This is a genomic window from Janthinobacterium sp. ROICE36 (assembly GCF_002869965.1).
Classification (GTDB): domain Bacteria; phylum Pseudomonadota; class Gammaproteobacteria; order Burkholderiales; family Burkholderiaceae_D; genus Janthinobacterium.
In genome coordinates this window covers 35,293-48,564 of the sequence record NZ_PEBS01000023.1, presented here as the reverse complement: position 1 = coordinate 48,564, position 13,272 = coordinate 35,293, and the positions used below count along the sequence as shown (strand labels likewise).

The following is a 13,272-nucleotide window of genomic DNA, read 5'->3' as shown; positions in this document are numbered from 1 at the left end:
GCTTGATTATGCAATTTTCCGAAAAATGGCTCCGTACCATGGTCGATCCGAAGATGACTTCGGACGAACTGGCCCATCTTCTGACCATGTCCGGTCTCGAAGTCGAGGATGTCGATCCTGTCGCTCCGCCGTTCTCGAACGTGGTGGTAGGCCTGGTCCTGGAGATGGAAAAACATCCGAACGCCGACCGCCTGAATGTGTGCCAGGTCGACGTCGGTACGGGCACCATGCTCAATATCGTCTGCGGCGCACCCAACGTGCGCCCGGGCTTGAAAGTCGTTTGCGCCATGGCGGGCGCCGTGCTGCCTCCCGGTGCCGATGGCAAGCCGTTTGAAATCAAGGTGGGCCAGCTGCGCGGCGTCGAGTCGCAAGGCATGCTGTGCTCCGCGCGCGAATTGAAATTGTCGGAAGAAAATGCCGGCTTGATGGAATTGCCGGACGACGCACCGATCGGCCAGAATTTCCGCGACTACTTTGCGCTGAATGACTTGAAATTCACCATCAAGTTGACGCCGAACAAGGCGGACTGTCTGTCCGTGCTGGGCGTGGCGCGTGAAGTGTCGGCTCTCACGGGCGTGCCCCTGAATGTGCCGCAGTTCCGCACCGTGATTGTTTCCAGCGACGAAGTCTTGCCCGTAAAAGTCAGCGCGCCGGACCTGTGCGGCCGTTTCACGGGCCGCGTCATCCGCGGCTTGAACGCCCGTGCCGCCACGCCGGACTGGATGAAGCAGCGCCTCGAGCGCAGCGGCCAGCGTCCGCTGTCGGCCCTGGTCGACATTTCCAACTATGTCATGCTGGAGCTGGGCCGTCCTAGCCATGTGTTTGACCTGGCGAAGATTCACGGCAGCCTCGACGTGCGTTGGGGCAAGACGGGCGAATCCGTCAAGCTGTTGAATGGCAACACCGTTGCCGTCGACGAGTGGCTCGGCGTCATTGCCGATGAGCAGGAAATTGAATCCTTGGCCGGCATCATGGGCGGCGACGCCAGCTCGGTCTCGGACGATACGGACAGCATTTACCTGGAAGCGGCATTCTGGTGGCCGAACGCGATTCAAGGCCGCGCGCGCCGTTTGAATTTCTCCACCGATGCGGCGCACCGCTTCGAGCGTGGCGTCGATTTCGCCACCACCGTCGAGCACATCGAGCGCATCACGGCCCTGATCGTGGAAATCTGCGGCACGCCGGCCACGACCGTCGGCCCCGTCGACGATCACGTGGTGAACTTGCCGCAACGCCAGCCCGTGACGATGCGCACGGCGCGCGCGCAAAAGGTCATCGGCGTGCCGCTCAATGATGCGTTGATCGCCGATATCTTCACGCGCCTGGCCCTGCCATTCACCCTGGCGGACGGCGTGTTTTCCGTGACCTCGCCCAGCTACCGTTTCGACATCGAGATCGAGGAAGACCTGATCGAGGAAGTAGCGCGCGTGTATGGCTTTGAAAACATCCCGACCTTGCCGCCCGTGGCAGCGAACGTGATGCAGATTGCACCAGAAAATACCCGCTCCCTGTTTGCGGTACGTCATGAACTGGCCGACCTGGGCTTCCAGGAAGTGGTTAACATGAGCTTTGTCGATACGGCATGGGAGCGCGATTTCTCGGGCAACACGCAGCCGATCAAATTGCAGAATCCGATCGCCAGCCAGATGAGCGTGATGCGTTCCTCGCTGATCGGCAGCCTGATCGCCAATGTGCGCTACAACCTGAACCGCAAGACGAACCGCGTGCGCATCTTCGAAGTGGGCGCCATCTATCAGCGCGACGACGCCGTGGAAAACGGCCCCTTGTCGGTGGCCGGCTATGCACAGCCAAAACGCGTGGCGGCCATCGCCTATGGCGCGGTGGCGGACGAGCAGTGGGGCCAGGCTACACGCACGGTCGACTTCTTTGACGTGAAGGCGGACCTGGAAGCGTTGTTCGCGCCGCTGGTCTTGCGTTTCAGGAAGGCGGAGCACCCGGCCCTGCATCCTGGCCGCTCGGCGAACGTGGAACTCGATGGCAAGGTCATCGGTTTCATCGGCGAATTGCATCCGCGCTGGATGCAAAAGTATGACTTGCCGCTGGCACCCGTGCTGTTCGAAGTCGACGCCGCGGCCCTGACGCAAAGCGTCGTGCCCGTGTACCAGGAAATCTCGAAATTCCCTGGCGCCAGCCGCGATCTGGCCGTGGTCGTCAAGCAATCGGTGGCGGTGCAGGATCTGCTCGACAGTTTCCATACCGCCGCCAAGGCAAGCCCTGCAGCGAGTGTCGTGCAAGCCATTGTTTTATTTGATGAATATCGTGGAAAAGGGCTGGAAACGGATGAAAAAAGCCTTGCTTTCCGGATTAGCTTGCAAGATACTCAAAACACTCTGCAAGACGATGTCGTCGATGGCCTGATGGCTGTCCTGATCGATGCGGCCAAGCAGCGCCACGACGCGAAACTGCGTTCGTAATTACCGGACTGGCCGTCGCCTTGCGTGACGGCCTTTCCGTCGTCAACCGTAGACGAGCTTGCCATGTTGCAGGCTCGGGCGCACAGAAAAGGCAGGGCAGGAAAATTAATAACAGCGACGTTGATTCCGCCGTACTGCAATCCGCACTGGCCGCCGATCTGCATCGGGCCATGCTGGTTGCCAAAGTGCGCCAGGAAGCGGAAAAAGATTTACCCACCTTGACCAAGGCTGAACTGGCTGAACTGTTGTTCGAGCAAGTGGGCCTGAACAAGCGCGAAGCGAAGGATATGGTCGAGACCTTTTTCGACGAGATCCGCAATGCGCTGGAGCGGGGCGAGGCCGTCAAGTTGTCCGGTTTCGGCAATTTCCAGCTGCGCGATAAACCGCAACGGCCTGGCCGCAATCCGAAGACGGGCGAAGAGATCCCCATCACGGCGCGCCGTGTCGTGACCTTTCATGCGAGCCAGAAGCTGAAAAGCATGGTCGAAGAGACCAGTCCGCTGGCACGTGCTGCCTGAGTGAGTGGCGATGAACGAGCGCATCAGTAAAACCGAGTTGATCGCCTTGCCGCCCATTCCGGCGAAACGCTATTTCACGATCGGTGAGGTGAGCGAATTGTGCGGCGTCAAACCGCATGTACTGCGCTACTGGGAGCAGGAGTTTTCCCAGCTCAAGCCGGTCAAACGACGTGGCAACCGCCGTTATTATCAGCACCATGAGGTACTGTTGATACGCCGCATCCGCGAATTGCTGTATGAACAAGGCTTTACCATCAGCGGCGCGCGCAACAAGCTCGATAGCCGTGGCGCATCACATGCTATCCTCGATGAGCTGCCTGTGCTGCCGGCCGTGCCTGTCGTGCCGCAGGAAGCACCACTGGACCGCGTGTGGATACGCAATGAATTAATTGCCATTTTAAACTTGCTAAAATAAGATTTGTACCAATATAGGTCGGGTTGTCCGATACCGGCTGACTATATTGCGCGGACTTGCTGTCCGGGCGCTGCCGGTAGCCTGCGGCGCGCCATATTTTGAATATAATGTTAATGTTGCGTTTTTGTTAGTGACGCTAATCCGGAGCAGCATGCAGGTTCCGGCAGTCTTTCCCAGGCCAGGAAAATTTAAGGGGAAACAATGATACGCGTTGCCATTTGTGATGATCACCAAATAGTACGAGCTGGATTCAAACAGATTTTTTCGTCGTCAAGCGATTTCAGTGTGGTGGCGGAAGCCGGTACGGGGCGTGAAGCGCTCGATATCGCTCGCCGCGAAATTTGCGATGTGCTGTTGCTCGATATCGCCATGCCCGATCAGAGCGGCATCGATACCTTGCGCACGATCCGTCAGGGCCAGCCGGAGTTGCCCGTGCTGATACTCAGTGGCTATCCCGCGCAGCAATACGCATTGAACCTGTTCAAGATGGGCGCGAATGGCTATCTGAACAAGGAATGTGAAGCCGATGAGCTGATGACGGCCGTGCGCACCGTGTTCCAGGGGCGTCGCTACGTCAGTTCCACCGTGGGCGAACTGCTGGCGCAATCGTTCGACCGCGATACGAATGCCGCCCTGCATACGGAATTGTCGGACCGCGAATTCCAGGTCTTCCTGCGCCTGGCGCGTGGCGCCACCGTGTCCGATATCGGCGTGGCCTTGTCGCTGAGCATCAAGACGGTGAGTACTTACCGTACGCGCATCATGGAAAAAATGGGCTTGCAATCGAACAGCGACTTGACCTATTACGCAATGAAAAACAATTTGCTTGACTAGCGCAGCAGTGCGATCATGGCAGCATGATCGCTCAGCCAGCTAGCGGGGCACGACTTGTGCAGTGCAGCAGTCTGTAGCGAGGATTATAATTGGCCGGCGCCGGCGCTTTCTCCCGCGCCGAACCTTGCTAAGGATGCACACCAGGATGTATTTCACCGCTGAACCGGCCCCGAATCACCGCCTGCCCCTGTACAAAACCATCCTGTGCGTCACTTGCGCCTTGTTGCTTGTACTCAATGGTTTCAGTCTCTATCATAATCTGCAATCGCTGAAGGGCACGAACGCCTTGCTCAGCCAGAGTGCCCGCGTGGCGGACCGCCTGCAGTATTTGAATGTGCTCGTGCTGGATGCGGAAAGCAGCTTGCGCGGCTATTTCATTTCCGGCTCCGAAATCTACCTGGGCCCGTCGAAGACGGCTGCCACGGAAATCGAAAACGAATTCAACGAACTGCAAACCTTGCTGGCAGGCAGTCCTACCCAGCTGAAGAACCTGGCCCAGCTGAAAAGCTTGATCCGTCGCAAGATGTCGATGCTGCAAGAGTCGATCGAAGTCTACAAGCAGGGCGGGCTGGCCGAAATCGTCAATATCTCGCGCGTGACCGACGACCGCGCCACCATGGACGAAATCCGCCTGCAGGTGGTGATCATGACGCGTGAACAGAATGAAGCGCTGTCGTCCGGCAGCGCCGCCTTTTATCATGAGTACCAGAAAGCTGTGCTGCTCGGCATAGGCATCAACGCCCTGGCCATCCTCGTATTGATCATGTTTTACCAGCTGGTGCGGCGCAGCTTCCAGAACCGCGCGGCCGTCGAGTATGCCCTGCAAAATGCCAACGACACCCTGGAATCGACGGTCAGCAAGCGCACGGAGCAGTTATCTGTGCTGTCGCGCCATTTGATCAGTGTCAATGAAGTGGAGAAGGCGCGCCTGGCGCGTGAGCTGCACGATGAGCTGGGCGCCAATTTGACGTCGATCAGCATGGACCTGGGCGCCGTCACGCAGCAACTGGAGCACACGCAGCCGGAACTGGCGGCACAATTGCGCCACGCCAAGGCCACCCTGCTGGAAACGGTGGAACTGAAGCGCCGCATCGTCGAGGATTTGCGCCCCAGCCTGCTGGACAACCTGGGCCTGTGCGCCGCCATCGAAAGCTATTGCGAAGATTTTTCTCGCATGAGCTCGGTTCGTTGCGAAACGGACGTGGCCATCAATATCGACAACCGCGAAGCTACCCTGACGATCGCCCTGTTCCGCATCGTCCAGGAATCGCTGACGAATATCCTCAAATATGCGCGCGCCGGCATGGTCAGCGTGACATTGAAACGCAATGAACACGGCCTGGTGCTGCGCGTGATCGACGACGGCATCGGCATTACCGAAGATGCACTGCAAAAACCCATGTCGCACGGTTTGCTGGGCATGCGCGAGCGGGCTCTGCTGCTGGGCGGCACTCTGACCGTGCGCCAGGGGCCGGAAGGCAGGGGCACGTGCGTGGAAGCCGTGATTCCGCTGCCGCTGACGCCGGAGCCGGAAGAGATCGACGAAGACGCCAGCGTTTGACTGTGCAGGGATGAAAAAATGGCCGGGCATGCAGCCCGGCCATTTTTTTGATGATGCTGCATGATCATGCAGCACCGCCGATCAGCAGCGTGCTACGTCGCGCAGCAAACGGTCGTATTCCGTCTTGGCCACCTTGTAACACTCGCCCGCATAGCATTCCAGGCCGGCGCGGTCCAGTACCGTGATATTGCCGCGGCGATAGTGGATCAAGCCTTCTTCCTGCAGCTTGCCGGCAGCGGCCGTGATGCTTTCGCGGCGTACGCCCAGCATGATGGAAATGAGCTCTTGCGTCACTTTGAGTTCGTTTGATGGCGAACGGTCCAGGCGGTCCAGCAGCCAGCGACACAGCTTTTGCTCGATTGAACTGTGGCGGCCGCCGACGGCATTTTGCGCCATTTGCGCAAACAGGGCATTGGTGTAGCGCATCAGCAGCTGGGGCAGGGCGCCGCCCTGGTTGAACGCATCGCGCAAGCTTTGCGTTTTGAGGCGGTAACCGTAGCCGGCGCTTTGCACGACGGCCGTGCACATGGCGCGCTCGCCCGCCAGCAGCGAAGCACCGGCCACGCCTTCATGGCCGACGACAGCGATTTCCGTGGTGGCGCCGTCTTCCATCACATACAGCAAGGAAATGATGGCGGTGGTGGGGAAGTAGCTGTAATCCAGGTTATTGCCGTAGGCATACAGTTCCTTGCCGAAAGGCAGTTCCACCAGTTCCAGGTCTTCGAACAGCGATTCGAGCGCGGCGCGCGGCAGGGCGGCCAGCAATTCATTCTGTTGGGCACTGCTGAGGCTAACCCGCGACGCAAGCTTGATTTCCCGTCCGGCCGCCGGCATGGCGCGCGGCAGCAACTGGTTTTTCCGGACCGGGGTGCTAAGTTGAGTATGGTTCATAGTATTCCTCACAGGCTTTTTACATCGGAGTGCGACTGCCGCGTTGCTGGTCAAAAAAAGTTGCCGTAGCCTAGTGGTAACAGCATTTTTGTCGACCGCGCGGTGCAGATCGCGATGTAGTTACTTTAAAAGCTTATGTAAGTGGCGAACATAAGATTAGCAGTCGCCACTTTGTAGTCTCCTTTGAGGCGAAATTGTAGTCCTTGTCCTACGCGCACACTTTAGCTTAGCTAGCCTTGCGCCGTTCTGCGCGATTTTGTGATATGACGCGCGGTTTATTCGCGCTCCACAGGCCGGCCGGACGCACGCTGGGCAAGCCCTCGCGCACGCTGTTGGCGCTCGCCTGGCGCGCGCCAGGCATCTCGTGTTCGTCCAGGCGGAAGCGGCTGACGGCCTGCGTCAGCGCCGCGCCTTCCTGGTGCAGGCGCTGCGAACCGGCGCGCGCCTCGTCGACCAGGCCTGCATTCTGGCGCGTCATGTCATCGATTTGCGCCAGCGCCTGATTGATGCGGGCGATCTCGCCATTCTGCTCGGCGCCGGCGCTGCTGATGCGCCCGATCACCACGGCCACTTGCTGCACCGCATCGACGACTTGCCGCATGGTGTTGCCGGCGGCATTGACGAGGTCGCCTCCCGCATCGACGGTGGCGACGGAATCGCCGATCAGGCGCTTGATTTCCAGCGCCGCCTCGTTCGAGCGCTGCGCCAGGCTGCGCACTTCGGACGCGACGACGGCAAAGCCCCGTCCTTGCTCGCCCGCGCGTGCCGCTTCCACGGCTGCATTCAAGGCCAGGATATTCGTCTGGAAGGCGATGCCGTTGATGACGCCGATGATGTCGACGATCTTGTGCGAACTGGCCTTGATCGAGGCCATGGTCTCGACCACGGCGCCCACCGTCTGGCCGCCGCGCAGGGCCACGTCGGCCGCTGTCGCCACCAGGGTGCGCCCCTTTCCTACATGGGCTTCATTGCGGCCCACGGTGGCCGTCAGCTCGCGCATCGAGTCGACGGTGGCGCCCAGCGCGTCTGCTTGCGTGGCCGTGCGGCCGGACAGGGCGGCATTGCCCTGGGCGATATCGGCGCCGGCGGCGGCGATGACGGCCGCGCCGCCGCGGATTTCCTGCACCAGGGTGGCCAGGCCGTGCGTCATGGCGCCGAAGTCGCGTACCAGGTCGCCGATTTCGTCGTGTGCCTGCGAGCTGATGCGCTGCGACAGGTCGCCCGCCGCCGCCGCGCCGACGGCCACGCGCAATTGCGTCACGTCGCGCGCAAACGCGGCATAGAAGCCCGCGCACAGGTAGGCGGCGGCCAGCAGCACCAGCAGCATGGCCGCCAGGATCAGGGCGCGGCGCGTCTCGTCGCGGGCGATGCGCTGCGCCAGCAAGCCGTCCAGGGCGGTGGCCGAGGCGATCGAGAGCGCGTGCAAGGTGTCGATGGCTTGCATGCCGGCCGCGTGGAATTGCGCGCCCGAGGTCTGGTCGTAGGAATTCGTCGCTTCATTCTTGCTGCGATCGAGGAAGGCCAGCGCGGTCGGCACGGCGTTCAGCGCCCCTTGCAGGCTGGCGCGCAAGGCCGGCTTGGCGGCGATGATTTCGTCGAAGCGGGCCGGCAGGCGTTCCAGTTCGTGGCGCGCGATCAGGGCGTTGGCGTTGACGAGCTGGTCTTCGTTCGCTTCGAACAGGCCCGTGTCGATGTAGGCGGCGCCGCGCCCGGCGATGTCGGACAGGCTTTCAGCCAGGTCGGGCAGGGTGGCCGTGAAGACGGCGCTCAGGTGGTTGGCGCCCGCATCCGGGTCCAGGCTCAGGTGGGAACGGTCGGCCACCAGCTGGCCCAGTCTGGCCGCCTGGCGCAGCAGCGCCGTGTGCGCCGCGTAGCTGTCGCGCGCCGCGAGGCCCGCCTGGCGGCCCAACAGGGCTTGCCACTGCTTCGTCAGCTCGGTCGCCTGGGGCAGGCCAGCGCCTGCCGGCAAGCGCCCCAGGGATGCCAGCGCGGCCGTGATGCGCGCATTCAGGGCCGAGTTGTCCATGCCCGCCTTGCCGCTCAGGCGCAAGTGCTCCAGGCCGCGCCGCTGCTGCAGTAGCCGCGTGCCTTCCTGCAACTGGCGCACATAGGCCACGCCCCGCTGCGCATCCTGCGCCTGGGCCAGTGACTTGCCCAGCTCCGAGATCAGCAGGGTGGTTGCCAGCGCCAGCGGCAGCAGGAAGACCAGGCAGACAAGCATGAATTTGGGCAGCAGGCGCAAGCGCTGCATGAGTCGGATGGCGGGAGTGAGGAGGATTTTCATCGGGTTTCCAGGGTAGGGTGACAACATTTCTGCAATGCAATGTTGCCTGCGGATTGTTACCCCTTGATGAAGTGGGCGATTTTGCTTTTCGCCAGAGTGAAGCAGTTCACACGGAAGGGCGATCCTTCTGTAAAATCGAGGGTTTTTTGCGAGGGCCATATTATGGTCACCAATATGGCCAACGAGAACGACATCACTACCCCCGATTCCAGCGACAATGCGGACAGCGCCGCAGCGTCAGCCAGCAGCAAGGCGCCTGCCGTGATCGCGCGCGAAGTGCAGCGCCGCCGCACCTTCGGCATCATTTCCCACCCGGATGCGGGTAAAACCACGCTGACGGAAAAACTGCTGTTGTTCTCCGGCGCGATCCAGATGGCCGGTACCGTCAAGGCGCGTAAATCGGGCCGCCACGCGACGTCGGACTGGATGGAGATCGAGAAGCAGCGCGGCATTTCCGTCGCGTCCTCGGTGATGCAGTTCGAATTCCGCGACCACGTCGTCAACCTGCTCGACACCCCGGGCCACCAGGACTTCTCGGAAGATACCTACCGCGTGCTGACGGCAGTCGACTCGGCGCTGATGGTGATCGATGCGGCCAAGGGCGTGGAAGCGCAGACGATCAAGCTGCTGGCCGTGTGCCGCATGCGCAACACGCCCATCGTCACCTTCATGAACAAGATGGACCGCGAGACGCGCGATCCGCTGGACCTGCTCGACGAACTCGAATCGGTCCTGAAGATCCAGTGCGCGCCCGTCACCTGGCCTATCGGCATGGGCAAGAATTTCCGCGGCGTGTATCACCTGCTGAACGACGAGATCATGCTGTTCAAGGCCGGCGAAGAAAAAGCCGATGGTGCCTTCGAAATCATCAGGGGCATCGACAACCCGCGCCTGCAGGAGATGTTCCCGCTGGAGATGGACCAGTTGCGCATGGAAGTGGAACTGGTGCACGGTGCATCGAACCCGTTCAACCTGGAGGAGTTCCTCTCTGGCGTGCAGACGCCAGTGTTCTTCGGTTCGGCCATCAACAACTTCGGCGTGCGCGAGATTCTCTCCGCGCTGGTCGACTGGGCGCCGGCACCGCGCGAGCGCGACGCGACCGTGCGCTCGGTGGCGCCGTCCGAGCAGCCGTTCACCGGCTTCGTCTTCAAGATCCAGGCGAATATGGACCCGGCCCACCGCGACCGCATCGCCTTTTTGCGCGTATGTTCGGGACGTTTTGAGCGCGGCATGAAGGTCAGGCACTTGCGCCTGGGGCGCGAGATCAAGGTGTCGAACGTGGTGACCTTCATGGCATCGTCGCGCGAACAGGTGGAAGAAGCGTACGCGGGCGACATCATCGGCTTGCCGAATCACGGCAACATGCAGATCGGCGACAGTTTTTCCGAAGGCGAGATGCTGACCTTTACGGGTATTCCGTACTTTGCGCCGGACTTCTTCCGCTCCGTGCGCATCCGTAATCCGCTGAAGATCAAGCAGTTGCACAAGGGCTTGCAGCAGCTGGGCGAAGAGGGCGCAGTGCAAGTGTTCAAGCCGGTGCAGGGTGGCGAACTGGTACTGGGCGCCGTCGGCGTGCTGCAGTTCGAAGTGGTGGCCAGCCGTTTGCTCAACGAGTATGGCGTCGACGCCGTGTTCGAGGGCACCAGCATCAGCAGCGCGCGCTGGGTCAGCTGCGACGACAAGCGCATCCTGCAGGACTTCGAAAACGCGCTGGGCCACAACGTGGCCTACGATGCGGCCGGCAACATGGCTTACCTGGCCACGTCGGGTGTCAACCTGCGGCTGACGGAAGAGCGTTGGCCGAAGCTGACGTTCCATGCGACGCGGGAACACTCGGCCAAGCTGGCTTGATGCATCTGCAGTAAGCTTGAGAGGCAGAACCAGCGGTTCTGCCTTTTTTTATGCAGTCATGACGGTGCGCGTACTCCAGTCGCGCCGCTCCAGCAGCAATGCCGTCAGCTGCGCCGCCGTCATGGGGCGCGCAAAGAAAAAGCCCTGCACATTGTCGCAGCCGGCCTTTCTTAAAAACTCCACCTGCTGCAAGGTCTCTACCCCTTCGGCCACCACTTTCAGGTGCAGGCTGTGCGCCATGGCGATGATGGCCGTGACGATGGCTTCGCCCTCGCCGGGCAGGTCGTGCACGAAGCTGCGGTCGATTTTCAGCTGGTCGATGGGCAGGCGCTTCAGGTAGGACATCGAGGAATAGCCGGTGCCGAAATCGTCGATCGACAGGTGGATGCCCGTGTCCTGCAGGCGCCGCATCAGTTCCACGTTGGCGTGGATATTGTCCATCAAGACCCCTTCCGTGATTTCCAGCTCCAGCAAGCCATGCGGCAGCTGCGTCTCGTCCAGGATGGCGCGGATATCGTCCATCAATCCCGGGTCGCGCGCCTGGCAGGCCGACAGGTTGACGGCCACGTGTTCGAGCGAATCGAGCAGGCCGGCCTTGCACCAGATGGCCGCCTGGCGGCAGGCGCTTTGCAGCACCCAGCGCCCCAGGCCGACGATGATGCCGCTTTCCTCGGCCACGGGGATGAATTCGCTGGGGCTGAGCTGCCCCATCTCGCGGCAATGCCAGCGTATCAGCGCTTCCACGCCGACGATACGCCCGCTGCGCAAGTCGATCTGAGGCTGGTAGTGCAGATACAGTTCCTCGTTTTGCAGGGCGCGGCGCAGGTTGGCTTCCATGCGCAGGCGGCGCTGGGCGCGCAATTCCATTTCGGCCTTGAACGCGGCGTAGCGGTTCTTGCCCTGGTGCTTGGCGTGGTACATGGCCGTGTCGGCATTGCGCGTCAGGGTGGCCACGTCCTGCGCATCGAAGGGATACAGGCTCACGCCGATGCTGGCGCTGACATACAGCTGGTGGCCTTCCAGCGCGAACGGCGTGGCCAGCACGGCCAGGATCTTGCGCGCCACGCTGGCCATTTCCGAGGCGTCGTCGGCCGGTTCGACGATGACGACGAATTCGTCGCCGCCGATGCGGCAGATGATGTCGGTGCCGCGCAGGATTGCCACCAGGCGCTCGGCAACAAGTTTCAGCAACTGGTCGCCGCAGTGGTGGCCCAGCGTATCGTTGACGACCTTGAAGTTGTCCAGGTCCAGCAGCAGCAGTCCCACGCTGCTGTCCTGGCGGTCGGCGCGCGCCAGCGCGTAGGCCAGGGCACCGTTGAATTCATGGCGGTTCGGCAGTTGCGTAACAGGGTCGACGTGGGCCAGGTAGTGCAAATGGTTTTCCGCATGCTGGGCGGCGGTGCGCGTGCGGCGCACCATCAGGAATGTCAGGCCGAACGCGCACAGGCAGACCAGCAGGGTGAACGCGGCAAACTGCGCCAGGCTGCCCAACAGCGGTGCCAGGCTGGCGCGCAAGTACAAGGCGCCGCCGCCGGGCAAGGTACGGAGGATGGCGGCGCTGCCGTCCAGGTAGTCGATTTGCTGACCGTTACGCGGCGCGGTGGGCGCGCTATCGCTGCCGCTGCGTGCGTAGCGGGCGAATGGCGTGCCATACGGACTGTAGAGCAGCGCTAGGCGGATGTGCGGCACGGCGGCGAGGGGAGCGAGGACCTGTTGCGCCGCAAGGCGATCGTTCCGGCGCATGGCCTGGGCAGCGGCTGGCGCCAGCATGTCGGCCTGGATGCGCAGGTTGCGCTGGAAAGAGGTCTGGAGGGAAAACAACTGGAAGAGAATCAGCAGCAGGCTGGCCGTGGCCAGCATGGCCGCTGCGGCCAGCAGGTTCAGCCTGGCTATCCGGTCACCGCGCAACTGCACCGAGGGCAGCATCAGTGACCCCATCATGACGCATGCTCCTGCCGGCCCCGCTTGCTGCCGCCCCGTGTGATCCCGCCTCGCCCTGCCATACTTGTCGTTCCAGTCTGATGAAAACCGAAGTGAGCCGGAACTCTCAACGTGTTGTTAAGGCCGACATCTTGTCATTTCGCAGCGTGAAAGTACAGCGCGTGCGGCAATTTATTGGCCATGCCGCAGGCTGTTAGCCGCACGCAAGGGGACAAGTCAGGCGGAAAAGGCGGGGTGTGTCTTTCTAATAATAATGTAATCTGAATTTCAATCCTTTTTTTTAGCGGCGGGTTTTTTCCCCTAAAAACATGCTGACAGTAAACAAAATGTGATGAAGAATAACTTGATTGCCTTCAGCCGTCACGGCAGGGATTAACTTTTTGTCTGTATGAGCCATTGCAAGTCATTGATTTTAATAAATTTTAATGAAGAATGCGAGAACGCTATGGCCTTGCTCCGCGAGTTCGTCCATAATCCCCAGATGATGGACGTTCTGATGCTGTTTGTTTTGTCTGCCGCGGCCAAGTAAACTGCCGCCAGCA

Annotated in this window: 9 protein-coding genes; 6 read left to right on the top strand and 3 right to left on the bottom strand. The window is 61.2% G+C overall.

Features of this window, described 5'->3' with window-relative positions; translation table 11 throughout:
- Positions 1-8 precede the first annotated feature (8 nt).
- The 5 genes from pheT (at position 9) to CSZ94_RS11905 (ending at position 5,763) form a co-directional block, all read left to right on the top strand.
- A complete protein-coding gene (gene pheT, locus CSZ94_RS11925) occupies positions 9-2,435 on the top strand; it encodes a phenylalanine--tRNA ligase subunit beta (RefSeq protein WP_102121703.1) in 2,427 nt (808 codons plus the stop codon).
- Positions 2,436-2,605: 170 nt separating this feature from the next.
- Positions 2,606-2,953, top strand: a complete 348-nt coding sequence (locus tag CSZ94_RS11920) for an integration host factor subunit alpha (protein ID WP_010399205.1) — start codon at positions 2,606-2,608, stop codon at positions 2,951-2,953.
- Between the two features lie 10 nt (positions 2,954-2,963).
- A complete protein-coding gene (locus CSZ94_RS11915; RefSeq protein WP_102121702.1) occupies positions 2,964-3,368 on the top strand; it encodes a MerR family transcriptional regulator in 405 nt (134 codons plus the stop codon).
- A gap of 201 nt (positions 3,369-3,569) precedes the next feature.
- Complete coding sequence (locus CSZ94_RS11910; RefSeq protein WP_034783185.1) at positions 3,570-4,202, top strand: response regulator; 633 nt, start codon at positions 3,570-3,572, stop codon at positions 4,200-4,202.
- Between the two features lie 145 nt (positions 4,203-4,347).
- Complete coding sequence (locus CSZ94_RS11905) at positions 4,348-5,763, top strand: sensor histidine kinase (RefSeq protein ID WP_102121701.1); 1,416 nt, start codon at positions 4,348-4,350, stop codon at positions 5,761-5,763.
- Positions 5,764-5,844: 81 nt separating this feature from the next.
- Here CSZ94_RS11905 and CSZ94_RS11900 read toward each other — a convergent pair whose 3' ends face one another.
- Positions 5,845-6,654 (bottom strand): Crp/Fnr family transcriptional regulator, encoded by an 810-nt coding sequence (locus CSZ94_RS11900; protein ID WP_102121700.1) that lies wholly within the window; start codon positions 6,652-6,654, stop codon positions 5,845-5,847.
- A 226-nt stretch (positions 6,655-6,880) separates the two neighbouring features.
- Positions 6,881-8,938, bottom strand: coding sequence for a methyl-accepting chemotaxis protein (locus CSZ94_RS11895; RefSeq protein WP_102121699.1), 2,058 nt, complete (start codon positions 8,936-8,938; stop codon positions 6,881-6,883).
- Between the two features lie 174 nt (positions 8,939-9,112).
- On the opposite strand from CSZ94_RS11895, the gene CSZ94_RS11890 reads away from it, so the two are divergent.
- On the top strand, positions 9,113-10,789 hold the full coding sequence (locus CSZ94_RS11890; RefSeq protein WP_102121723.1) for a peptide chain release factor 3: 1,677 nt from the start codon (positions 9,113-9,115) through the stop codon (positions 10,787-10,789).
- 48 nt (positions 10,790-10,837) lie between these two features.
- Here the strand turns inward: CSZ94_RS11890 and CSZ94_RS11885 are convergent, their stop codons facing one another.
- A complete protein-coding gene (locus CSZ94_RS11885) occupies positions 10,838-12,730 on the bottom strand; it encodes a putative bifunctional diguanylate cyclase/phosphodiesterase (RefSeq protein ID WP_102121698.1) in 1,893 nt (630 codons plus the stop codon).
- Positions 12,731-13,272: the final 542 nt, after the last annotated feature.

Bases quoted from the DNA above. Each gene is read 5' to 3' on its own strand.
- CSZ94_RS11890 (WP_102121723.1), top strand. From the start codon at position 9,113: ATGGCCAACGAGAACGACATCACTACCCCCGATTCCAGCGACAATGCG.
- CSZ94_RS11910 (WP_034783185.1), top strand. From the start codon at position 3,570: ATGATACGCGTTGCCATTTGTGATGATCACCAAATAGTACGAGCTGGA.
- CSZ94_RS11885 (WP_102121698.1), bottom strand. From the start codon at position 12,730: ATGATGGGGTCACTGATGCTGCCCTCGGTGCAGTTGCGCGGTGACCGG.
- CSZ94_RS11900 (WP_102121700.1), bottom strand. From the start codon at position 6,654: ATGAACCATACTCAACTTAGCACCCCGGTCCGGAAAAACCAGTTGCTG.
- CSZ94_RS11920 (WP_010399205.1), top strand. From the start codon at position 2,606: ATGCTGGTTGCCAAAGTGCGCCAGGAAGCGGAAAAAGATTTACCCACC.
- CSZ94_RS11905 (WP_102121701.1), top strand. From the start codon at position 4,348: ATGTATTTCACCGCTGAACCGGCCCCGAATCACCGCCTGCCCCTGTAC.
- CSZ94_RS11895 (WP_102121699.1), bottom strand. From the start codon at position 8,938: ATGAAAATCCTCCTCACTCCCGCCATCCGACTCATGCAGCGCTTGCGC.
- pheT (WP_102121703.1), top strand. From the start codon at position 9: ATGCAATTTTCCGAAAAATGGCTCCGTACCATGGTCGATCCGAAGATG.
- CSZ94_RS11915 (WP_102121702.1), top strand. From the start codon at position 2,964: ATGAACGAGCGCATCAGTAAAACCGAGTTGATCGCCTTGCCGCCCATT.